A 20,344-nucleotide genomic window follows, 5' to 3' on the forward strand; every position below is an offset into this window, starting at 1 on the left:
TTTGGCGTGTGTCAACCACTAAACCCGGGGGGTGGTCGTGCCCGATAGGACGAGACCTCCGAACCTGTGGCCTGCTTCACAGGGGCGCGTTCGTAGTTACATCCAAGTTCGGTAACCACCGCGTCACTCACTGTTAGCCTCGAGAATCATGCGGTTACGTTCCCTGCTGACCATGCACGATCTGGGCTTGCGGCTCGTCTCCGGAGAGGACGAGCTGGACCGCTTCGTACGCTGGGTCGTAACCACCGACATGCTCGACCCGGGCCGGTACCTCTCCGGCGGAGAATTCGTGCTCACCGGGCTGCAATGGCGGCACAGTCCCGAGGACAGCGACACCTTCGTCGGCGCGCTCGCCCGTGCCCGGGTCGCCGCGCTCGCCGCCGGTGACGCGCTCTACGGCGAAGCGCCCGAGGATCTGGTCGCGGCTTGTAAGAAACACCGAATCCCGCTGTTCCGGGTCGAGGAGCAGATCGCGTTCGCGACCGTCACCGAGACCATCAACCGGAAGCTGTCCTCGGGGCGGGCCGCGGACCTGAGCGCCATCCTGGACCGGCATCGGCAGCTGGTGTCCGGCGGCGGACTGGACTCGGTCCTCGACCTCGTCCATCGCACGCTCGGCACCCGCTGCTGGGTGGTGTCGTCCATCGGCCGCGTGGTCGCCGGGCCCACCCGCGACCTGCCCGAGCAGGTGCGGTCGGCGGTCCTGAGCGCGCGGCGACTGCCACATGTGCTGTCCCACAACCAGATCCGGTACACGCTGTTCGCCGTCGACGCCGACGCCACCTCGCGCATCGCGGACTGGTTCCTGGTCTTCGAGAGCGACTTCAAGGACTGGCCCGAGGAACGCCGCGCGCTCATCGGCGAACTCGCGGCGGTGGTGTCGCTCGAACGCGCCCGCCACGACGACCGGCACAGCGCCGAGGGCCGTCTCGCGCAGGAACTGATCGAACTGATCATGTCCGAGGCCAAGTCCGCCGACATCATCTCGCGGCTGGAGCTGACCGGGCTGGGTCTGTCCGACCGCTACCTGGCTGTCGCCGCGACCGCCGACTCCGGCGCGGTGCGCCCCGGTGAACTGCGCGCGGTGCTGCGCGAAATCCTTTACGGCAGAAGCCCTGCCATCGGCGTCGTGGACGGCGAGGTCATCCTGCTGGTCGCGCTCGGCGACGAGCAGGCCCTCGACGACCACATCCACCGCGCCATCGAGGCCCTCGAACCCGGGCTGCAATTGAGCCGCCTGTCCGTGGGCATCAGCGGCGCGGTCGACGGCGAGGGGCTGCGCGGCGCGGTCGAGGAGGCACGGTACGCCCGCCGCATGGCCGCCGAACGACAGCAACCCACCAGCGTCGTCCGCCACGACGAGCTCGCCACCCACATGCTGCTGCTGGCCAGCGTCCCCGACGAGGTGCGCCGGATGTTCCGGGTGCGCCTCCTCGACCCCCTGCGCGTCTACGACCAGGACAACCGCGCCGACCTGGTCCACACCCTCGAGACCTTCCTCGAGGTCTCCGGTTCCTGGACCAAATGCGCGGATCTGCTGCACGTCCACGTGAACACGCTGCGCTACCGCATCCAGCGCATCGAGGAACTCACCGGGCGCGACCTGTCCCGCCTCGAGGACCGCGTCGACTTCTTCCTCGCCCTGGCCCTGCGCTGACCGCCCGACCCCGCACTAAACTTTCCCAGCGAGAAACATTGCCCACTGGGCACGTTTTGCGCATACTGGGTTCATGCCGGAAGAGCAGCACCTCGGCCTCCGCGAACGCAAGAAGGCCGATACCCGAAAGGCCTTGAGCGACGCGGCACTCCAGCTGATGTTCGAGCGCGGACTCGAGAACGTGGTGCGCGAGGACATCGCCGCGCGCGCCGGGGTCTCGGTGCGCACCTTCAACAACTACTTCTCCGGTAAGCACGAGGCACTCGCCTACCGTCAGCTCGCCCGAATCCGTGGCGCCATCGAGATCTTGCGCTCGCGCCCGGCTCATGAGCCACTCTGGACAGCGCTGACGGCCGCCATGGTCGAGCCGCTCGAAGCCGAGCTCTCGGAGTCGGGCGGGCGGGCCCCCACCCCGGAACAACTCACCGAAGCCCGGAAACTGATGGCCGCGCCCGAGACCCGGGCCATCCTGTCCAAGGGTTTCGAGGACGACCTGATCGCCGCGATCGCCGAACGCACCGGCACCGATCCGGACCGCGACATGTATCCGCGGCTCGTCGCGGGTGCGGCCGCCACCGCCCAGCAGGCCGCCTTCGAGATCTACGTGCGGGCGGACCCGCCGGTCCTGCTGCCCCCACTCCTCCGACAGGCCATGGCCGCTCTCGCGGCGGGCCTGCCCGAACCACCGGCCTAGCAGCGCCGCTCAGCCGGTCATCACCGAATACCCTCAGCGACAAGAGGTCTATTTGTCATGCCCGAAAACACCGTGCCCGAAAACCTCGCCGACATCGTCATCGCCGGAGCCGGACCCAATGGGCTCATGCTCGCCTGCGAACTGGCTCTCACCGGCCTCCGACCGATCGTGCTCGACCGACTGCCCGCCCCCAGCCTCGAACCGAAGGCCAACGGCCTGGCCGGACAGGTGGCCCGGGTACTCGACATGCGCGGCCTGCACGGCGCGTTCACCGGAAACCCCGGACCGCCGGTCCCGGTGCCGCAGTACCTGTTCGGCGGCATGCGTCTGGATCTGACCGCCGTGCAACCCAATCCGGTGCACCTCGTCCTCAAACCCCAACCCGAGATGGTCCGCATCCTCACCGAACGCGCCATCGACCTCGGCGTGGACCTGCGCTGGGGCCACGAACTGACCGACCTCGAACCCGCCGACGATCGGGTCACCGTGTCGATCTCCGCCCCGGACGGGTTTTATCGGATCAGTACCCGCTTCCTGGTCGGAGCCGACGGCGGAAAGAGCCTGGTGCGCAAGCGAACCGGAATCGACTTCCCCGGCATCACCTCCGACGCCCATGTCGCCCGCGTGGGCCATGCCACCATCCCCGACGAGTTCCACGTCCCGGGCGGCGGTATCGACATTCCCGGCGTCGGCCGCTTCGGCACCGGCCATCACCGCCTCGAACGCGGCGTCTTCGTCTTCGCCGAACTGCAACCCGGCCGCCCCCTCATCGGCACCGTCGAGTTCCAAGGCGGCGAGCGCTTCTCCGATACCACCCCCATGACCTTCGACGAACTCCGCGACAGCGTCGAACGAGTCCTCGGCACGCCGTGGCCGATCACCCCGCCCACCGGCCCCGGCCCCCACAACCTGCGCCGCACCGTCGGCCAGAACACCCGAGTGGCACAGCACTATCGCCGCGGCAACATCCTGCTCCTGGGCGACGCCGCCCACGTCCACTCCGCGATGGGCGGCCCCGGCCTCAATCTCGGTCTCCAGGACGCCGTCAACCTGGGCTGGAAGCTGGCCGCCGAACTGCACGGCTGGGCCCCCGAGGACCTCCTCGACACCTACGAATCCGAACGCCACCCGGTGGCCGACCGCGTAGCCATGCACTCCCTCTCCCAATCGGCGTTGGTCTCCCCCGGGCCTGAAATCACGGCGCTCCGAGAGCTTTTCGGTGAACTACTCCACCTCCCCGAAGTGGCCACCCATATCGCCGACCTCCTCGCCGGATCCGACATCCGCTACGAGGTGGGTGACACCCACCCCCTGTCCGGACGCTTCTGCCCGGACTACCGCTTCGAAACCGGCAGCGGCGCCACCCGAATCTCCGAACTGCTGCGCCCCGCCCGCCCCATCCTCCTGACATTCACCGCCGATCCCGCCGCTGACACAGACGGTTGGGCCGACCGCGTCACACTCATCTCCGCCACCTCGCCCGAACCCCCGGCCGCAGCCCTACTGATCCGCCCGGACGGCTACGTAGCCTGGGCAAGCGACGATTTCTCCCCTGCCGGCTCCGACAGCCTCCGCACCGCCTTGCGGCGTTGGTTCGGCGCGCCCCGTACCAGCGATCGGGCGAATGACGGATCCCGCGCAGGCTGACGGCTCGTTGTCGGGCGCGCTCACCGAACCGGTCGGCCCGGCTCGATCACACGGGGTGGGAGCGTGCCGTGCGGCAGGGCCGGGCCGACCGCGACCAGACTGCCCGGGGCGCGGCCCTTCCCCCAGCCGAGTTGCTCGCGGTAGCGACCGATGTGGGCTTCGGGGATCGCGGCGCGGTCCCCGAGCGGGGCGGCCTCGGGCGCGACATAGAGGGCGTCGGCCGGGCAGTACGCCTCGCACATGAAGCAGGTCTGGCAGTCGGATTGCCGTGCGATGAGCGGGATTCCGCTCTCCGTGCGGTCGAAGACATCCGTCGGGCAGACGTCGACGCACTTGTCGCAGGCGATGCAGTCCTCGGCGCGCACCAGCTCGATCATGACGCCACCGCCACCGGTGCGGTCGCCGACGTCGCGGTCCACACCTCACCGAGGCCGCCGGACAGGATGTGGTGGTGCTGGCCCGGATCCAGCTCCGGATGGTCGGCGCGTTTGCTCATCCCGCGAGTCTCCGTGCGCGCCAAGGTCGATCGGTACATCAGGCGACCGACAGCGGTGATGGCGGCGGCCTGCCGTGCGCGGACCCGGTCCACGCCGGACACGCCGCCGAGACCACGCGCGGCCCGCTCCCAGAGAGCATCGAGTTCGGCCAGGGCGGGCCGGATGCGATCACCGTGGCGCAGATAGTTCTTCTCGAACGGGATCAGTTCGCGCTGCGCGTCCGATACGACCTCGTCCGCGGACACCGATTCGGTTGTCTCGGGCCGCAATCCGACCCGTCCGATGCCCCGGACCGCGGCCGCATCGACCCGTCCCGCGCGCAGGGCGAACCGCGCCGCGCCCCGGCCCGCCCAACTGCCCGATGACATGGCCCAGGCCGAATTGTGGCTGCCGCCGCCGGTGAATCCGCCGCAGATCCGCTCCCGGGTCGCGGCGTCGCCCGCCGCGTACAGGCCGGGAACTGTTGTCGCGCAGTCATCGTCGACGACATCGATCCCGCCGGTGCCGCGCACCGTGCCCTCGGCGAGCAGGTCCACTTCGAAGCGATCGGTGAACGGGTCGATCCCGCGGCGGTCGAATTGGAGGAAGAAGTTGGGCTGCCCCAGCCGCATCCGGGCCTGCACGTCGGCGTCGGCCCGGTCCAGCTGCGCGAAGACGGGCTCCGACAACAGGGTCCGGGCGATCACCGACCGACCCTGCGCCGAACCCGCGCCCTCGAGCACGCGACCGTCGGCGTGAAAGAACGTCGCGTAGCCGTAATAGGCGGTCTTGGTGATGGTCGAGCCCTTGGGCACGATGCCGTAGGCGTTCGAGAACTCCATGCCCGAGAACCGCGCCCCCGCCTCGGCCGCCATGAGTGCGCCGTCGCCGGTGTCGACATTGGTGCCCAGCGCCCGGGACAGGAAGGCACAGCCGCCGGTGGCCAGCACCACCGCGCCCGCCAGCACGCGATAGTCCCGCTCGTCATGCCGCTGATATCCGGCGGCTCCGCGCACCACGCCGTCGGCATCGACCAGCAGTTCCAGGGCCGGCGCGTGATCCAGGATCCGCACGCCGAGCCGTTTCACCCACGCGCGCATACGCCGCATGTACTCCGGTCCCTGCACACCGGTGAGCAGGGGTTCGCCGGTCTCGGGATCCGCCGGGAACGGGTAGCGGCCCTCGACGGCGAGCCGGTTCATGTTCACGTAGGTCTGATCGAGGACCCGGTCCATCCAATAGTGGTCGGCCAGATGCCCGCCCAGCGCCTCACGACTGGCCTTGGCCGTGGCGCGGGCGGTGGCCTCGGGGCGACGTACCAGACACCGGTGCCCGAAGGCGCGGTGGCGCCGCTGGTTCCGCAGTAGCCCTTGTCGACCAGCACCACCTCCGCCCCCGCTTCCCGGGCGTGCACCGCCGCCCAGCACGCGGCGGGTCCGCCGCCGATCACCAGTACGTCGGTCCTGGTCTGCCATGGTTCGCTCATCGGCACAGTCCTCCCGGGAGAGTTGGTGCCGGAACGGTAAGGCGGCCGGTCGCGCTCGCCGAAGAGTTGCGATCAGGCCGATCCTTTGGCGGCGGAATTTCCCACATCGTGGCAAACCGCTTGCGTCCGGCGCGGTGTCCGACCAGCACACGATCGACCTCCACTCGGACACGCATACATTCAGGGTTGTATGTAACCGTGGTTAGCACTTACCGTGGTGTGTGTCGCGCCGCACAGGAACGGCCCCCGCCCGACGCCCGGGCGGCGCGGTACACAGACGAGGAGGCAATGATGGCTCTGACGACGAGGTCGGGCACCGGAACCGAGGCACACGAATACGCGGACGTGCTGCACACCCTGTCGGAGGGATCGGTGTACCGCCGGTTCGATCCGTATCTCGACATCCCCTGGGACTCCCCCGAATTCGCGATCGACCCGCACGATCCGCGCTGGGTGCTGCAACCCGATATCGACCCGCTGGGCGCGACCCAGTGGTACCGGGACCAGCCGCTGCAGCGGCAGATCGAGATCGGCAAGTGGCGGATCGCCAATGCCATCAAGGTCGGCGCGGCCTTCGAGAGCATTCTGATCCGCGGAATGATGCAGTACATCATGAAGCTGCCCAACGGGTCGCCGGAGTTTCGCTACTGCCTCCACGAAATGACCGAGGAGTGCAACCACATCCAGATGTTCCAGGAGCTGGTGAACCGGATCGGCGTCGACGTGCCGGGAATGCGGCCCTTCTTCCGGAAGCTCTCACCGCTCATCGGCGTTGCCGGCGGATATGCCTGGCCGATTCTGTTCATCGGCATTCTCGGCGGCGAGGAACCGATCGACCACTATCAGAAGGCCGTCATCCGCAATGGCGCGAATCTGCCGCCCGCGGTGGTGCGCTGCATGGAGATCCATATCGCCGAGGAAGCCCGGCACATCTCCTTCGCCAACGAGTTCCTGAAAAGGCACATCCCGCGGCGCAGCCCGATGTACCAGAATTTCTGCGGGATCGCCTTCCCGCTCGCCATGCGCTGGCTCGCCGGGGAGATCATGGCCCCACCGCCGGAATTCGCGCGCACCTTCGATATTCCGCGCGAGGTCATCAAGGAAGCGTTCTGGCAGTCGCCGACCGCGTCGAAGATCCTGACCGGCTACTTCGGCGACATGCGTTCCCTCGCCGACGAACTGGGCCTGATGAACCCGGTCACCAAGCGACTGTGGAAGACGCTCGGCATCGACGGCGACCACTCCCGCTACCGCAGCGAACCCGACCGCCGGGTGGCCTGACCCGACGGGTCCCGGTCACTCGTCGGCCTCCAGGCAGAGCACCGGGACCCGCTGGACCAGATTCACGGCGAAACCGCCGCGGTTCCACCGTTGGTCCAGCGGCTGGGTGTTGCCGTCGGCATCGGTCGCCCGGGCACCGATCAGATAGTCGCCGGGGGTAGCGGTCCAGTCGAAACGCCAGCGCCGCCACGCCCAGCGGCGGCCCTGGTCGGGATCCAGTTCCGCATCGTGCCAGCTGTGCCCGGCATCGGTGCTCACCTCGACCCGTGCGACCGGCGCCTGCCCGGACCAGGCCCGTCCCTCGAGCGGCACCGGGCCCGGTCGCACCACCCGCGACCGCGACATGTAGTCCGGGAAGCCGGGCGGAACCAGCAGCGCCCGCGGCACGATCCGGGTCACCGGCTCACCGGCCTCGCCGATCTCCTGCCGGATCCGATAGTTCACGGCCTGCTGGTAACCCGTGAACGGCGCGTCGGACACCGTGATCTCCCGCAGCCACTTCACATGCGCCATGCCATACCAGCCCGGCACGATCAGGCGGATCGGATATCCGTGCTGCGGCGGCAGCGGCACGCCGTTCATCTCGTACGCCACCAGCACGCCGCAGTCACTGCTCATGGCCACCTCCACCGGCAGCGCCCGCTGGTAGTCCTGCTCGACGCCACGCTCGACGCCGTGATCCGCGCCGGTGAAGACCACCTCGACCGCGTCGGCCTCCAGCCCGGCCTCCGCCAGCAGCAGGCGCAGCGGCACACCCGTCCAATCGGCGGTGCCCACCGCCCCGACCAGCCAGGGCTGACTCACCGGACGCGGCGTGAGCAACGCCCGCCCATTACCCGCGCACTCCAGCGTCACCCGCGTGGTCACCTGGGCGAACGCCCGCAACGCGGCCACGTCGAGCCGCAGCCGACGGCGCACCCGCCCGCCGATCTTCAACAGCCACAGCGTGCTCGGGTCGACATAGGGAATGTCGTAGTGGGTCAGCACGTAGTGCAGGCCCGGCGGCGTCACGTCGTACCGCAACGCCTCGAGGGGAATGCCGTGGTTGCGAGCGGCCAAGGCGAGTTCGTCCACGCCGATGCCTTCACCCGGTGCGGCCAGCCGAGCACGAGCGCTGGCGTCAGCGATTCGACGGCCCATATACGCATTATCGCGGACACCGGCCGGAACGTTCCCGCGATCACCGGTCCCGGATGACCTTCCCGCCGCCGAAGTCGTCCCCTACGGCGCGAGAGCTCGCGTGAGGCCATCGACCAGGCGCCGCCAACGGGCGACCATGTCGGCCGCCGAGTTCTCTGGGTGAGCGAGCCACCAGCGGACGAGGGTGGACAGCGTGCTCATCCAGATGCGGGCGGCCGCGTCGATATCGTCGGGCGCGGTGACGCGCATGACGGTCGTCACCTGGTGCACGCCGTCGATCGCGAGTTCGGCTACGCGCCAGCGATGTTCGCGCACGGCGGCGGCCACCGGGCTGCCCCCGGGAACGACGGTGTCATAGAGCAGCGGCCAGTCGTGCGGCCGCGGCTCGAGCGCCTCGAACACGGCCACGAAGACCGCGTCGGCCATGGCGAGCCCGGGCGCCACATCGGTCAGCCGCTCCCGCACATGAGCGGCGATATTGGCACTCGCCCGATCCAGGCAGGCCTCGAACAACGCGTCCTTGGGGCCGATGTAGCTGTGGATGAGCGGCTTCGTCACTCCCGCCGCGGCCGCCACATTCGCCAGCGAGGTCGCGGCGTATCCGTCTTCGGCGAAGCGCCGGGTCGCGGCGTCCAGGATCAGCCGTTCACGCTCCCCGCGCGGCATCTTCTTGGTCCCAATATTCGTCGCCATATGCCCTTCCGCCCTGTTCGGGGCAATTTTCAAACATATGCCCCGCTGGTAACTTACCGCCGAGTCACCCTCCTGGCCGCACCGGATCGGCCATTCCGAGAAAGGCGTCGGCGATGACCGTCCCCGTTGTCCGCACCGGCTCCGGCGAGCCCGTGGTGCTACTGCACCCGTTCACCCTGGCCCAGCACATCTGGACCGGGGTCACGGAACGGCTGGGCGGCTCTCACGAGCTGCTCGCCGTGACCCTGGCCGGACATTGGGGCGCGCGGCCGCTGCGCTCGAGCTCGATCACCGCCTACGCGGAAGCGGTCGAGCGGGCGATGGACGACGCGGGCTGGGAGACCGCGCACATCGTCGGCAATTCGCTGGGCGGTTGGGTCGCACTGGAATTGGGCCGACGCGGCAGGGCACGCTCGGTCCTCGCGATCGCGCCGGCCGGCGGCTGGCGGCACGTCTCGACCACCAGTCTCGCGATGCTCGGCCGGTTCCTGGCGTACTTCCCGTTCGCGGTCGGCGGCCACCTGCTGGGCGACCGGGTGCTGCGGCTCCGGCCGATCCAGCGCGAGGTGCTACGCCGTCTGGTCGCCGACGTCGACGCGCTGACCCCGGAACAAGCCCTGAACACCTTGCGCGCCGCCACGCATTGCCGGGCCTACCTGCAGACCTTGCTGATGGGGCTGCGGCACGGCGGCGCGAAGCACCTCGACCAGGTGACGGTTCCCCTGATGCTGGCCCTCTGCGAGCGGGACGCGTTCCTCCCGCGGGCGCGCTACGGCGTCTTCTATCAGCGAAACCTCCCGGAACACCGGGAATACCGCCTGCTGCCCGGCGTCGGCCACGTGCCCGCGCTCGAGAATCCCGGCCTGGTCGCCGACACCATCGCCGACTTCGTCGCCCGCCACCGCGTCACGACGGCCGGCGTCACCACGTAATCGCGACCGAACTCCGCACCTCCCGCCTCCGCAATCCCTTCGACTCCACAGGAAGACGATGACCCACGCCGCCACCCGGCTTCACGAATACCACTCCGCCCCAATTCCTTCCACGTCCGCGCCCGCTTCGATGGCCGCGACCGTCTACCGCCATCGGGAGCAGTCGCCGGACCTGGTGCTGTTCCAGCGCCCGCGAGCCGACGACCGATGGCTCGACGTCACCGCCTCCGACTTCGCCGACGAGGTCCTCGCGGTGGCGAAGGGCTTGATCGCCTCCGGAATCCAGGTCGGCGACCGGGTGGCGATCCACTCGGCGACCCGCTACGAGTGGGTGCTGCTCGACTACGCCATCTGGGCGGTCGGGGCGTGCACGGTGGCCGTCTACGACAGTTCCGCCGCCGACCAGGTGCGCTGGATCCTGCGGGATTCCGGCGCGGCACTGCTGATCACCGAAACCGAGCGGCATCGAGCCCTCGCGATCGAGGCGAGCACCGACGCACCGGACCTCCGCGAGATCCTGACCATCGACGCCGACGCGGTCGGCGAACTCGTCAGGCGCGGAACCGATCTCGACGACGCGGCGGTGCGCCAGCGGTTGCGCCAGATCGGACCGCACTCCCCCGCGACGCTCATCTACACCTCCGGCACCACCGGCCGCCCCAAGGGCGCGGTGCTGACCCACGGCAATCTCGCCGCCGAGGTGCACGCGGTCGTGTCCGTCGCGGACGGACTGCTCGGCCCCGGCCGCAAGACCGTGCTGTTCCTGCCGCTGGCCCATGTCTTCGCCCGGGTCATCTCGGTGGGCGCGGTCGAAGCGGGCGCGACCGTGGTGCACAGCTCCGACTGGAGCACCTTGCCCCAGCAATTCGCCACGCACCGACCGGATTTCGTCCTAGCGGTGCCGCGCGTGTTCGAGAAGGTCTTCACTACCGCCGAGCAGACAGCCCGGGACGCCGGACGCGGACACGTATTCGATCGCGCCGTGTCGACCGCCATCGCCTGGAGCCGGGCGCGGGACACCGGTCGCGCGGGATTGCAGCTTCGCCTGGAACACAAGCTCTTCGACCGGCTGGTCTACGCCCGCATCCGCTCCGCGCTCGGCGGCCGCTGCACCCAGGCCGTCTCCGGCGGCGGACCGCTCGGAGCCCGATTGAGCGAGTTCTTCCGGGGCGCGGGCATCACCGTCTACGAGGGCTACGGCTTGACCGAGACCAGCGCGGCCGTGACCCTCAACACCCCCGGCTCGATCCGGGTGGGCAGCGTGGGCCGGCCGATTCCGGGCCAGTCGGTGCGGGTAGCCGCCGACGGGGAGCTCCTGCTGCGCGGCCCGGTGGTGTTCGGTGGCCGCTGGAACAATCCGCAGGCCACCGCCGAGGCGTTCGAGGACGGCTGGTTCCGCTCCGGCGATCTCGGTGAGATCGACGCCGACGGCTTCGTCACCGTCACCGGCCGCAAGAAGGAGATCATCGTCACCGCGGCCGGAAAGAACGTCTCCCCAGCGCAGTTGGAGGATGTGCTGCGGGCGGACCCACTGGTGAACCAGGCCATGGTGGTCGGCGACGGCCGCCCGTTCATCGGCGCGCTGATCACCCTCGACGCCGCGGCCCTGCCCGGCTGGAAACAGCGCCACGGTGTCGCCGCGGATACCCCGCTCACCCAGCTCACCGCCCACCCGACCCTCCTGGCGGAGATCGAGGCGGTAGTCGCGCGAGCCAATGCGACGGTGTCGAATGCCGAGCGGATCAAGCGGATTCGCGTCCTCGACGCGGACTGGACCCAGGAGTCCGGCGAATTGACGCCCAAGCTCTCCCTCAAGCGCGCCGTGGTGGCGGCGAAATTCGCCGCCGAGATCGAGGCCCTCTACCGCTGACCCGCCACGCCCGTGACGGGCGCGCACCACGATTACCTCGCCGACCTGAAACCCCAGGTCGGCGGCGTGTTATCTGTCGGGAATGCCGGTCCGAAGTAGTATCGGGCAATGCGGTCCATTTGGAAGGGCTCCATCGCGTTCGGATTGGTCAATGTCCCCGTGAAGGTGTACACCGCCACGGAGGACCACGACATCAAGTTCCACCAGGTCCACGCCGCCGACGGTGGGCGTATTCGGTACGAGCGGCTGTGCACCGTGGACGGGCAGCCGGTGCAGTATTCCGATATCGATCGGGCCTATGAATCGCCCGACGGTGACCGGGTGATTCTCACCGATGAGGACTTCGCGAAACTGCCCGCCGCGGAGAAGCACGAAATTCCGGTCCTGCAATTCGTGCCCTCGGAGCAGATCGATCCGATTCTCTTCGACAAGAGCTACTATCTGGAACCCGATTCCACCACGCCCAAAGCGTATGTGCTGCTGGCCAAGACCCTCGAACGGGTGGATCGGGTGGCGCTGGTGCATTTCACGCTGCGGCAGAAGACCCGGCTGGCCGCGCTGCGGGTGCGCGACGGCGTGATGGTGTTGCAGACCCTGCTGTGGCCCGACGAGGTGCGGTCGGTGGCCTTCGACAAGCTCGACGGCGTCGCCGAACCCAAGGCGCAGGAACTGAAGATGGCCGAGACCCTCGTCGACACGCTGTCCGACGACTTCGATCCCGGCCTCTACGTGGACGAATACCAGATCGAGCTGAAGAAACTGCTCGACGAGGCGATCGCCAGCGGCTCCAGCAAGGTCACCCGGGCGCCGGAAGCGGCTGCCCCGGAGATGGACGCCGAGGTGGTCGACCTGGTCGCGGCCCTGCAGCGCAGTCTCGAGGCGTCCGGGCGCGCGACCGGATCGGCCCCGGCCGCCAAGGCCGCGCCCGCCAAGAAGGCGGCCGAGAAGAAGCCCGCCAAGAAGGCCGCGAAGAAGGCTCCGGCCAAGCAGACCCGCAAGGGTGCCTGACCCTCCAGCACCCACCTGGCAAACTGTCGGCATGGATCCCGATATATCCATCCACCCGGACATCGCCATCGTGCCCATGGGGCTCGGACACCTGCGGCAGGTCATCGACCTCGGCTACCAGGTGTTCGACACCCAGGCCAAGCCCTACACCTCGTGGTCGCTGACCTCGGTCGCCGAACATCTCGACAGCCCGGGCAAATCCTGCTGGGTGGCGGTGGATTCGGATCAGGTGGTCGGATTCGTGCTGGCCTCCATGGAATTCGAGCTCCGCGAGGACTGGGCGTACCTGGAGTGGATCGCCGTCTCCCCCGAGGTGCAGGGGCGCGGCGTCGCCAGCAAACTCATGACCGCCTGCTGCGACCTGCTGTTCCGGCACGGCGCGGCCCGCATCGTCACCGACGTCGAGATCCACAACACCGCCTCCGCGGCCATGATGCGCCGCAACGGATTCACCGAAGGCACCACCGTGACGCTGTTCGTGCGCCCCAACCCCGACGACCGCGCCGCCGGCGAGGACGAACAGGTCACCCTCGGCCCCGGCACCAAACGCGACCTCATCCGGCGCGGCCGCATCACCGGCGACGGACGTCACGGGCGGCCCGCCCGCTAGTTGTCGGACCCTCCCGCTACGGTCGCCGTCATGACCGCCCCCGATTCGACCATGAGCGCCATCAACGACGCCGTAACCCTTGGACGCCAAGGCGATCCGACGACGGCCCGCCAACAGCTGACCGCGTTGTGGGACGACATCGGGGCGGGCGGCGACCCCTTGCACCGGGTCTCCCTGGCGCACTTCCTCGCCGACCTCCAGGACCACGCGGCCGACGCCCTCACCTGGGACATCCGCGCCCTGGACGCCGCCGACTCGCTCACCGACGAACGCGCTCAGGCCCACCACGCGGGCCTGAGCGTGCGCGGCTTCTACCCCTCGCTCCACCTCAATCTGGCCGACAACTACCGCCGCCTCGGCGCTTTCGACACCGCTCAGCGGCATCTGACCGCCGCCCACGACCGCCTCGACGCCCTCGACGAGGACGGCTACGGCCTCGGCGTACGGGCCGGTCTCGCCAATGTCGAAGCCGCGCTTGCCGAGCAGTCCACCGACCCGCTCCCGACGCACCCGGCCCCGTAACAACGGCGCGCGACAGGGGGCGAGGAAGCACTCCCGGTCCCACACCCGCGCGTGCACTCACAGCGCCGGGCATCACCACCGCGGCCGCCGCACAGTGCAACTCGCTGGGCGGCACTCCGTTCGGCGGTGGCAGTCGCCGGACACGCCGCTGGTCGCGCGCTCCCAGCGCGTTGCTGGACCGGAACCGCCGATATACGCTGGCCGCGATCATCAGCCAGCGAAGGGAACGCGTCGATGCCGGATCCGCTACCGAATGCCGTTGCGCCGCAATTCGATGCTCGGGGACGCCGCCTGGTCGCGGGTGCCGCCGCGCTGCTGGCGATGACGGCCGTGGCGAGCGGGCCGGTCGGGCCGGCGGCTGCCGAGGCACCGGTCGCAGGCTCGCTTTCCTGTGCGCCCATCGAGGCGCGCGTGGCGATGCCCACCCGGGCTCCGCTGCTCGACTGGTCGGAGAACCTCACCTTCGACGAGGCGACCGAGAGCTTCTGGGTCGCCCGCACGCAGCGCGATGTGGTGGAGAAGTACGACGGGGATGCCCATCTGGTCGCCAGTGTGCCGGTGCGGGTTCCCGGCGCGGTCCGACGCGGCCCGGACGGGCTGATGTACGCGACCTTCGGCAATTCACCGCTCTCCGGCCTCTCCGGAGGCAGCGGGGTGGTGCGGTTCGATCCCGCCGCCGCCGACCCGACGCCGGAGGTGTTCGTGTCCGGGCTCGGTCAGGCCAATGGCGCGGCCTTCGACGCCGACGGCACCCTGTACGTGGCCGACACCTCGGCGAACTCCGTGGTGCGGATCCGGCGCGACGGCAGCATCGACGCCGACTGGACCGCCCGCAGCCACACCGCGCTCGCGGCCCTCGGCCTCGGCGCCGACGGCATCGTCGCCGCCGACGGCATCCTCTACGTGACGCTGCTGGAAAGCCCGACCGGGCGGGTAGTCGCCCTGCCGATCGACGATCCCGCCCGGGCGACGGTCGCCGTGGATCTGGCCCCCGCTCCCCTGTCCGGCCCCCTGCTGCCCGACGACCTCGCGATCGTCGACGGGCTGCTCTACATCGCCACCGGCAGCGGGCAATTGGTGCTCGCCGATCCGGCCGCGCACACCAGTTGCACCGTGCTGTCCGGCCAGCCGCTCACCTCCGTGGCCGTCGCCCCGGCCCCTGCGCGCACACTCCTGCTCGGCACCGAGAGCGGGGACGTCCTGAAGGCCCACTACGGCTGACATCAGTTGTCCTGGGCCGCATGGGCTCTGCCCTCGTTGAAGAACTCCATGAGGCTCTGCACCGTCGCCACTTCGGTGCGGGGCCGCATGGCTCCGAAGGGCGCGTTCCAGAATTCGCCGCGGCGGCGGGTCCACGGGCCGACGTAGGCGTACGGCGTCGGGTTGTCCCAGTCGCCCGGGGAGACACCGTAATTCACCTCGTCGACCGCCACCGACAGGTCGAAGTGCTCGGGCCACAACACCGGCTGCTGTTCGGCGGCGAAGCGGCGTAATGCGGTGTCCCCCACCGCGAACCAGTCGTGCACGGCGGTGGCGGCCTCGGAGTCGACCTTGAACGGCTCGTCCGGATCCATCCGGGTGCCATCGGAATACAGTCCGTCGGGCGGGCCGTCGGCCTCGAATCCGGCGGTCGAGGCGAGGTCACTGTAGGTGCCGTGCAGGCGGGTCCGGCCCTGCGGCCACACCAGATCGGTGCCCGTCACCGACACCGGCCACTTCATGCCGGTGAATCCGCCCAGCACGATGCGCATGCGGATGCTGCCGAACCGGCGATACTGCGGACCGGCGATCAGCAGTTCGGCCGCCGCATGCAACGCGAACCGGGTGTCCTCGTAGGTGATGTCGTCCACGGGGAAATCATCGCCGCCGAGCCCGGGGTGTTGCTGGAAAATGGACTCCCGCAAACAAAACAGCGCCACACCGGACGAATCCGGTGTGGCGCATGAGTGTTTCGTGGAACGTCAGCTCGCGTTGTCGGTGCAGGCCGACAGAATGACCTTGGCCTGACGCGGCGAGGACGAACCCGTGTCCGGGAAACCCGGCGCACTCTTGCCGAGCACATTGATGGCGGCCGACTCGGCCTCCACCTTGGACGGCGCCCACGCCCAGCCGAAGCGGGTGTCGGCGCCCTGCGCGACCGCGCCACAAGCATTGGCGAAGTGCACGACGACGGCACAGTCGCCGCCGCCACACTGGCTGACCGCGGAGGAGTCCGCGGCGTCCCAGCTGCCGTAGTTCACGGCATACGCGACGTTCCCGGTGCTCTTGGACAGCGCCAGCGCGCCGTACAGGTCACCGGAGGTCGCGATGAAGACCGGCTCGCCGTTCTCCGCCGCGGAGGCGGATCCGGCGGCCACGGTGCCCATCGCGGCCATCGACGTAACGGCGAGGCCGACACCGGCCTTGCGCAGCAACGACATTCGATACTCCCCGGGGATGGATGGTGATAACGGCGGTCATCATGCCAGACGCTCAGACCCGGCGCATGACCGAGACGACCTTACCCAGTACCTGGGCATTGTCACCATCGATCACCGGGTACGCGGAATTGCGCGGCTCCAGGTAGACATGCCCGTTCGCGCGCTTGTAGACCTTGACCGTGGCCTCGCCCTCGATCATGGCGGCCACGATCTCGCCGGTGTGCGCCTCGTGCTGTTTGCGCACCACGACGATGTCTCCGTCGCAGATGGCGGCGTCGACCATGGAGTCGCCGCGCACCCGCAGACCGAACACGGTGCCGCGGCCCACCAGTTCCCGCGGCAGCGAGAGCACATCGTCGGTGTGCTCCTCCGCCAGGATCGGGGTACCGGCCGCGATATCGCCGACGACCGGCACCGGTACCGAGTTCTCGTCCTGCTGCCGCGCGGGCGCGGACGCCCGCAGGAACAGCCGCACGTCCATGGGACGCGTCACCGACTCACTGCGCTTGAGGAACCCGCGCTCCTCCAGCTCACGCAGATGCCGCGACACCGATGACGCCGACTTCAGGCCGACCGCGTCCCCGATCTCCCGAGTGCTCGGCGAATACCCGTGCCGCTGCACCCAATCCCGAATACTGCACAGAATGCGTTGCTGGCGTTCGGGCAACGTGGAGGTGTCGAGATGCTCGAATCCGTCGAAGTCGTCATAGGTCACCGAAGAATCCTACGGCGAGCCACCGCCCGAACCCCGGCACGACCGGCCGTAACACGCCAATGCGCTACATCCCGGAAGGCCCCAGCACCGCGTCCCCGGCCGCCGGCGCGGGCTCCTTGAGTTCGATGAACAGCGCGTGGGTCTCGCCCTCGCCGATGTTCTCGCCCGCATGCTCCTGCGCCCCGAGCCACCGCACCTGCCCCGCGGTGAGCTCCACCTCCACCTGCTCCCCGTTGGCCGTGATCCGGCGCCGGAAGGAGTTCAAGGGGTACAGGACGCTGTCGGGATGACGGTGGGGCGAGGTGCGGTCGCCGGGCTTGTCGCGGTACTCCAGCACCCGCACGCGCTCGTTCTCGAAGATGACCCGGTACAGATCCGGATTCACGACAGCGGGATCGGTGCTCATGGCAGCCCTCCGGGACTCGATATGGGATCAGAGTACCATCATGGGCATGGCCGTACCATATGAGGACACCGGGCGCACCAACCAGAAATCCCGCACCCGCACGGCCCTGGTCACCGCGACCCGGAAGCTGTTGGCGCAGGGCGCGATACCGACCGTCGAGGACGCCGCGCAGGCCGCCGGCATCTCCCGCACCACCGCCTACCGCTACTTCCCCAACCAGCGCGCCCTCCTGGCGGCCGTACGCCCCGAGATCGACCGCGAAACCCTGCTCCCGGACCCCGCTCCCACCGATCCTCGTGAGCGCCTCGACCTCGTCATGCGCGAATGCGTCCGCATCAACCTGGAGTGGGAACCCGAACTACGCACCTCCCTGCGCCTGTCCCTGGAGCCTGCCGGAGGCAACCCCTCCCCGCTACGCCGCGGCCGGGTGATCGGCTGGCTCGAGCACGCGCTGGAACCCCTGCGAATCACGCACCCGGACATCGACATCCATCGCCTGGCCATCGCCATCCGCTCCGCCACCGGCATCGAGTCCTTCATCTGGCTCGTCGACATCGCCGCCCTCCCCCGCCCGGAGGCCGCCGAAATCCTCTGCGCCACAGCCAGAGCCCTCCTGAACGAGGCGCTGGGCCGCTGAAACGACGATGCGGACCGATCCACCAGGGATCGGTCCGCATCGTCGGAGTGTGTTCGGCCTACACCGTGAAGCCGAGGGCGCGCAGCTGTTCGCGGCCGTCGTCGGTGATCTTGTCGGGGCCCCACGGGGGCATCCAGACCCAGTTGATCTGCAGGTCCTCGGCGAGGCCGGAGCGGACCAGGGCGTTGCGGGACTGGTCCTCGATCACGTCGGTGAGGGGGCAGGCCGGGGAGGTCAGGGTCATGTCGAGTTTGGCGATGCCGTCCTCGAAGGCCATGCCGTAGACGAGGCCCAGATCGACGACATTGATGCCGAGTTCGGGGTCGACGACGTCACGCATCGCCTCCTCCATGTCGTCGAGGTGCTGGAGCTCCTCGGGAGTGAGTTCCTTGGTCTGCTGCTCGGTCTCGCTCATCGCTTCTCCCCGTTGCCCATCGTCTTCTTGGCTTCCTCGGCCGAGGCTATCCGCACCACGGCGTCCTTGAACGCCATCCAGCCCAGCAGCGCGCACTTCACGCGGGCGGGGTACTTGGCGACGCCGACGAACGCGACACCGTCGCCGATCACCTCCTCGTCACCCTCGACGGTGCCGCGGCCGGTGATCATCGCGTCGAACTCCTCGACCACCTTCAGCGCCTGCTGCACCGGCAGGCCGATCACCTGATCGGTGAGCACCGAGGTGGAGGCCTGGCTGATCGAGCAGCCCTGACCGTCGTAGGACACGTCCTTCACATCGCCGTTGTCGTCGATGTGCACGCGCAGAGTCACCTCGTCACCGCAGGTCGGGTTGACGTGGTGCACCTCGGCGCCGAAGGGCTCCCGGAGCCCCCGGTGGTGCGGGTGCTTGTAGTGGTCCAGGATCACTTCCTGGTACATCTGCTCCATGCGCATGGTCTATGCAACTCCGAAGAAGCTCTGGGCCTTCCGCACCGCGGCCACCAGCTGATCGACCTCGTCGAGCGTGTTGTACAGCGCGAAGGAGGCCCGGGCGGTGGCGGCGACGCCGAAATGCCGGTGCAGCGGCCACGCGCAGTGGTGACCGACACGGATGGCGACACCCTGGTCGTCGAGGATCTGGCCGACATCGTGGGCGTGGATACCATCCACCAGGAACGAGACGGCCCCGCCACGGTTCACGGTCTCGGTCGGGCCGATGATCCGGACACCGTCGATCGCGCCCAGACCTTCCAGTGCCGCGCCGACGAGCGTGTGCTCGTGCGCCGCAACGGCATCCATGCCCACGTTGCCGAGATACTTGACGGCAGCGCCCAATCCGACGACCTGCGAGATCATCTGCGAGCCCGCCTCGAACCGCTGCGGCGGCGGGGCGAAGGTCGAGTGATCCATGAACACGGTCTCGATCATGGAGCCGCCGGTGATGAACGGCGGGGTGTCCTCGAGCAGCTCACGCCGCCCGTACAGGATGCCGACACCCGACGGGCCCAGCATCTTGTGGCCGGAGAAGGCGGCGAAGTCGACGCCCAGCTCCTTGAAGTCCACACCCATGTGCGGCACCGACTGGCAGGCGTCCAGCACGACGATCGCGCCGACTTCCTTGGCCCGGCGCACCAATTCGGCGACATCGGCGACCGCGCCGGTCACATTCGACTGATGCGTGAACGCGACCACCTTGGTGGCGGGCGACAATTCCAGCGAATCCAGGTCGATGCGGCCGTCGTCGGTGATGCCGTACCACTTCAGCGTCGCACCCGTGCGGCGCGCGAGCTCCTGCCACGGAACGAGATTCGCGTGATGCTCGAGCTCGGTGATGACGATCTCGTCACCGGGACCCACGTGGTACGGGAAGCGGTCGTCGGAGAAGGCGTAGGCCACCACGTTCAGCGACTCGGTCGCGTTCTTGGTGTACACGATCTCGTCCGGGCCGGCGCCGACGAACGCCGCGATCGCCGCGCGCGCCGCCTCGTAGGCCTCGTTGGCCTCCTCGGCGAGCTGGTGCGCGCTGCGATGCACGGCCGCGTTGTGCTCGAGCAGGAATTCCCGCTCGGCGTCGAGCACCTGCAGCGGACGTTGCGACGTCGCACCGGAATCCAAGTACGCCAACGGTTTCCCGTCGCGCACGGTCCGGCTCAGGATCGGGAAGTCGGCCCGGATCCTGGCGATGTCGAGAGTCCCCACGGTGCTTGTCATTA

At 69.0% G+C, this 20,344-nt stretch carries 21 protein-coding genes and 1 pseudogene; 11 read left to right on the top strand and 11 right to left on the bottom strand.

The window, feature by feature from the left end:
* Window positions 1–148 precede the first annotated feature (148 nt).
* From ABZ382_RS02725 to ABZ382_RS02735, 3 genes are all read left to right on the top strand, one after another.
* Window positions 149–1,657, top strand: coding sequence for a PucR family transcriptional regulator ligand-binding domain-containing protein (locus tag ABZ382_RS02725; protein ID WP_357082898.1), 1,509 nt, complete (start codon window positions 149–151; stop codon window positions 1,655–1,657).
* A 73-nt stretch (window positions 1,658–1,730) separates the two neighbouring features.
* Window positions 1,731–2,351 (top strand): TetR family transcriptional regulator, encoded by a 621-nt coding sequence (locus ABZ382_RS02730; RefSeq protein ID WP_357082901.1) that lies wholly within the window; start codon window positions 1,731–1,733, stop codon window positions 2,349–2,351.
* 57 nt (window positions 2,352–2,408) lie between these two features.
* The gene (locus tag ABZ382_RS02735) at window positions 2,409–3,998 is read left to right on the top strand and encodes an FAD-dependent monooxygenase (protein ID WP_357082905.1); all 1,590 of its coding nucleotides are present in this window, start codon (window positions 2,409–2,411) and stop codon (window positions 3,996–3,998) included.
* Window positions 3,999–4,018: 20 nt separating this feature from the next.
* Here the strand turns inward: ABZ382_RS02735 and ABZ382_RS02740 are convergent, their stop codons facing one another.
* Both ABZ382_RS02740 and ABZ382_RS02745 read right to left on the bottom strand, forming a co-directional pair.
* The gene (locus ABZ382_RS02740) at window positions 4,019–4,375 is read right to left on the bottom strand and encodes a ferredoxin family protein (protein WP_357082908.1); all 357 of its coding nucleotides are present in this window, start codon (window positions 4,373–4,375) and stop codon (window positions 4,019–4,021) included.
* Window positions 4,372–5,960: pseudogene (locus ABZ382_RS02745) on the bottom strand (FAD-binding protein). Before ABZ382_RS02745 ends, ABZ382_RS02740 begins: the two are co-directional and overlap by 4 nt.
* Window positions 5,961–6,251: 291 nt before the next feature.
* On the opposite strand from ABZ382_RS02745, the gene ABZ382_RS02750 reads away from it, so the two are divergent.
* A complete protein-coding gene (locus ABZ382_RS02750) occupies window positions 6,252–7,241 on the top strand; it encodes a diiron oxygenase (RefSeq protein ID WP_357082911.1) in 990 nt (329 codons plus the stop codon).
* A gap of 15 nt (window positions 7,242–7,256) precedes the next feature.
* On the opposite strand, the gene ABZ382_RS02755 is transcribed toward ABZ382_RS02750, so the two are convergent.
* Both ABZ382_RS02755 and ABZ382_RS02760 read right to left on the bottom strand, forming a co-directional pair.
* Window positions 7,257–8,381, bottom strand: coding sequence for a molybdopterin-dependent oxidoreductase (locus ABZ382_RS02755; RefSeq protein ID WP_357082914.1), 1,125 nt, complete (start codon window positions 8,379–8,381; stop codon window positions 7,257–7,259).
* A gap of 81 nt (window positions 8,382–8,462) precedes the next feature.
* Window positions 8,463–9,074, bottom strand: coding sequence for a TetR/AcrR family transcriptional regulator (locus ABZ382_RS02760; RefSeq protein WP_357082917.1), 612 nt, complete (start codon window positions 9,072–9,074; stop codon window positions 8,463–8,465).
* Window positions 9,075–9,187: 113 nt separating this feature from the next.
* Here ABZ382_RS02760 and ABZ382_RS02765 point away from each other — a divergent pair, with 113 nt between their 5' ends.
* From ABZ382_RS02765 to ABZ382_RS02790, 6 genes are all read left to right on the top strand, one after another.
* Complete coding sequence (locus ABZ382_RS02765) at window positions 9,188–10,006, top strand: alpha/beta fold hydrolase (RefSeq protein WP_357082920.1); 819 nt, start codon at window positions 9,188–9,190, stop codon at window positions 10,004–10,006.
* Between the two features lie 130 nt (window positions 10,007–10,136).
* Window positions 10,137–11,876: a long-chain fatty acid--CoA ligase gene (locus tag ABZ382_RS02770; RefSeq protein WP_357083997.1), complete on the top strand. Its 1,740-nt coding sequence runs from the start codon at window positions 10,137–10,139 to the stop codon at window positions 11,874–11,876.
* A 108-nt stretch (window positions 11,877–11,984) separates the two neighbouring features.
* Window positions 11,985–12,884 carry a Ku protein gene (locus ABZ382_RS02775; protein WP_357082923.1) on the top strand — a complete coding sequence of 300 codons (900 nt, stop codon included), beginning with the start codon at window positions 11,985–11,987 and terminating at the stop codon, window positions 12,882–12,884.
* Between the two features lie 31 nt (window positions 12,885–12,915).
* The gene (locus tag ABZ382_RS02780; RefSeq protein ID WP_357082926.1) at window positions 12,916–13,494 is read left to right on the top strand and encodes a GNAT family N-acetyltransferase; all 579 of its coding nucleotides are present in this window, start codon (window positions 12,916–12,918) and stop codon (window positions 13,492–13,494) included.
* A gap of 30 nt (window positions 13,495–13,524) precedes the next feature.
* Window positions 13,525–14,016 carry a hypothetical protein gene (locus ABZ382_RS02785; RefSeq protein WP_357082929.1) on the top strand — a complete coding sequence of 164 codons (492 nt, stop codon included), beginning with the start codon at window positions 13,525–13,527 and terminating at the stop codon, window positions 14,014–14,016.
* Between the two features lie 234 nt (window positions 14,017–14,250).
* Window positions 14,251–15,237: a hypothetical protein gene (locus ABZ382_RS02790; protein ID WP_357082932.1), complete on the top strand. Its 987-nt coding sequence runs from the start codon at window positions 14,251–14,253 to the stop codon at window positions 15,235–15,237.
* 2 nt (window positions 15,238–15,239) lie between these two features.
* Here ABZ382_RS02790 and ABZ382_RS02795 read toward each other — a convergent pair whose 3' ends face one another.
* The 4 genes from ABZ382_RS02795 to ABZ382_RS02810 form a co-directional block, all read right to left on the bottom strand.
* Window positions 15,240–15,866 (bottom strand): hypothetical protein, encoded by a 627-nt coding sequence (locus ABZ382_RS02795; protein ID WP_357082935.1) that lies wholly within the window; start codon window positions 15,864–15,866, stop codon window positions 15,240–15,242.
* A gap of 111 nt (window positions 15,867–15,977) precedes the next feature.
* The gene (locus tag ABZ382_RS02800; protein ID WP_357082938.1) at window positions 15,978–16,436 is read right to left on the bottom strand and encodes a DUF4189 domain-containing protein; all 459 of its coding nucleotides are present in this window, start codon (window positions 16,434–16,436) and stop codon (window positions 15,978–15,980) included.
* Window positions 16,437–16,488: 52 nt separating this feature from the next.
* Window positions 16,489–17,151 (bottom strand): transcriptional repressor LexA, encoded by a 663-nt coding sequence (lexA, locus tag ABZ382_RS02805; RefSeq protein WP_357082941.1) that lies wholly within the window; start codon window positions 17,149–17,151, stop codon window positions 16,489–16,491.
* A 64-nt stretch (window positions 17,152–17,215) separates the two neighbouring features.
* Window positions 17,216–17,557: a cytoplasmic protein gene (locus tag ABZ382_RS02810; protein WP_357082944.1), complete on the bottom strand. Its 342-nt coding sequence runs from the start codon at window positions 17,555–17,557 to the stop codon at window positions 17,216–17,218.
* Between the two features lie 46 nt (window positions 17,558–17,603).
* On the opposite strand from ABZ382_RS02810, the gene ABZ382_RS02815 reads away from it, so the two are divergent.
* Complete coding sequence (locus tag ABZ382_RS02815) at window positions 17,604–18,194, top strand: TetR/AcrR family transcriptional regulator (RefSeq protein WP_357082947.1); 591 nt, start codon at window positions 17,604–17,606, stop codon at window positions 18,192–18,194.
* A 58-nt stretch (window positions 18,195–18,252) separates the two neighbouring features.
* Here ABZ382_RS02815 and ABZ382_RS02820 read toward each other — a convergent pair whose 3' ends face one another.
* The 3 genes from ABZ382_RS02820 to ABZ382_RS02830 are packed head-to-tail and all read right to left on the bottom strand — an operon-like array spanning window position 18,253 to window position 20,342.
* Window positions 18,253–18,609, bottom strand: coding sequence for a metal-sulfur cluster assembly factor (locus ABZ382_RS02820; protein WP_357082950.1), 357 nt, complete (start codon window positions 18,607–18,609; stop codon window positions 18,253–18,255).
* Window positions 18,606–19,085, bottom strand: coding sequence for a Fe-S cluster assembly sulfur transfer protein SufU (gene sufU, locus ABZ382_RS02825; protein WP_357082953.1), 480 nt, complete (start codon window positions 19,083–19,085; stop codon window positions 18,606–18,608). Before sufU ends, ABZ382_RS02820 begins: the two co-directional genes overlap by 4 nt.
* 3 nt (window positions 19,086–19,088) lie before the next feature.
* On the bottom strand, window positions 19,089–20,342 hold the full coding sequence (locus tag ABZ382_RS02830; protein ID WP_357082956.1) for a cysteine desulfurase: 1,254 nt from the start codon (window positions 20,340–20,342) through the stop codon (window positions 19,089–19,091).
* Between the last annotated feature and the right edge of the window lie 2 nt (window positions 20,343–20,344).

Origin of the sequence: Nocardia sp. NPDC005825 (assembly GCF_040630175.1) — a bacterium.
GTDB lineage: Bacteria > Actinomycetota > Actinomycetes > Mycobacteriales > Mycobacteriaceae > Nocardia.

Bases quoted from the DNA above. Each gene is read 5' to 3' on its own strand.
- ABZ382_RS02725 (WP_357082898.1), top strand. From the start codon at position 149: ATGCGGTTACGTTCCCTGCTGACCATGCACGATCTGGGCTTGCGGCTC.
- ABZ382_RS02730 (WP_357082901.1), top strand. From the start codon at position 1,731: ATGCCGGAAGAGCAGCACCTCGGCCTCCGCGAACGCAAGAAGGCCGAT.
- ABZ382_RS02735 (WP_357082905.1), top strand. From the start codon at position 2,409: ATGCCCGAAAACACCGTGCCCGAAAACCTCGCCGACATCGTCATCGCC.
- ABZ382_RS02740 (WP_357082908.1), bottom strand. From the start codon at position 4,375: ATGATCGAGCTGGTGCGCGCCGAGGACTGCATCGCCTGCGACAAGTGC.
- ABZ382_RS02750 (WP_357082911.1), top strand. From the start codon at position 6,252: ATGGCTCTGACGACGAGGTCGGGCACCGGAACCGAGGCACACGAATAC.
- ABZ382_RS02755 (WP_357082914.1), bottom strand. From the start codon at position 8,381: ATGGGCCGTCGAATCGCTGACGCCAGCGCTCGTGCTCGGCTGGCCGCA.
- ABZ382_RS02760 (WP_357082917.1), bottom strand. From the start codon at position 9,074: ATGGCGACGAATATTGGGACCAAGAAGATGCCGCGCGGGGAGCGTGAA.
- ABZ382_RS02765 (WP_357082920.1), top strand. From the start codon at position 9,188: ATGACCGTCCCCGTTGTCCGCACCGGCTCCGGCGAGCCCGTGGTGCTA.
- ABZ382_RS02770 (WP_357083997.1), top strand. From the start codon at position 10,137: ATGGCCGCGACCGTCTACCGCCATCGGGAGCAGTCGCCGGACCTGGTG.
- ABZ382_RS02775 (WP_357082923.1), top strand. From the start codon at position 11,985: ATGCGGTCCATTTGGAAGGGCTCCATCGCGTTCGGATTGGTCAATGTC.
- ABZ382_RS02780 (WP_357082926.1), top strand. From the start codon at position 12,916: ATGGATCCCGATATATCCATCCACCCGGACATCGCCATCGTGCCCATG.
- ABZ382_RS02785 (WP_357082929.1), top strand. From the start codon at position 13,525: ATGACCGCCCCCGATTCGACCATGAGCGCCATCAACGACGCCGTAACC.
- ABZ382_RS02790 (WP_357082932.1), top strand. From the start codon at position 14,251: ATGCCGGATCCGCTACCGAATGCCGTTGCGCCGCAATTCGATGCTCGG.
- ABZ382_RS02800 (WP_357082938.1), bottom strand. From the start codon at position 16,436: ATGTCGTTGCTGCGCAAGGCCGGTGTCGGCCTCGCCGTTACGTCGATG.
- ABZ382_RS02810 (WP_357082944.1), bottom strand. From the start codon at position 17,557: ATGAGCACCGATCCCGCTGTCGTGAATCCGGATCTGTACCGGGTCATC.
- ABZ382_RS02815 (WP_357082947.1), top strand. From the start codon at position 17,604: ATGGCCGTACCATATGAGGACACCGGGCGCACCAACCAGAAATCCCGC.
- ABZ382_RS02820 (WP_357082950.1), bottom strand. From the start codon at position 18,609: ATGAGCGAGACCGAGCAGCAGACCAAGGAACTCACTCCCGAGGAGCTC.
- sufU (WP_357082953.1), bottom strand. From the start codon at position 19,085: ATGCGCATGGAGCAGATGTACCAGGAAGTGATCCTGGACCACTACAAG.
- ABZ382_RS02830 (WP_357082956.1), bottom strand. From the start codon at position 20,342: ATGACAAGCACCGTGGGGACTCTCGACATCGCCAGGATCCGGGCCGAC.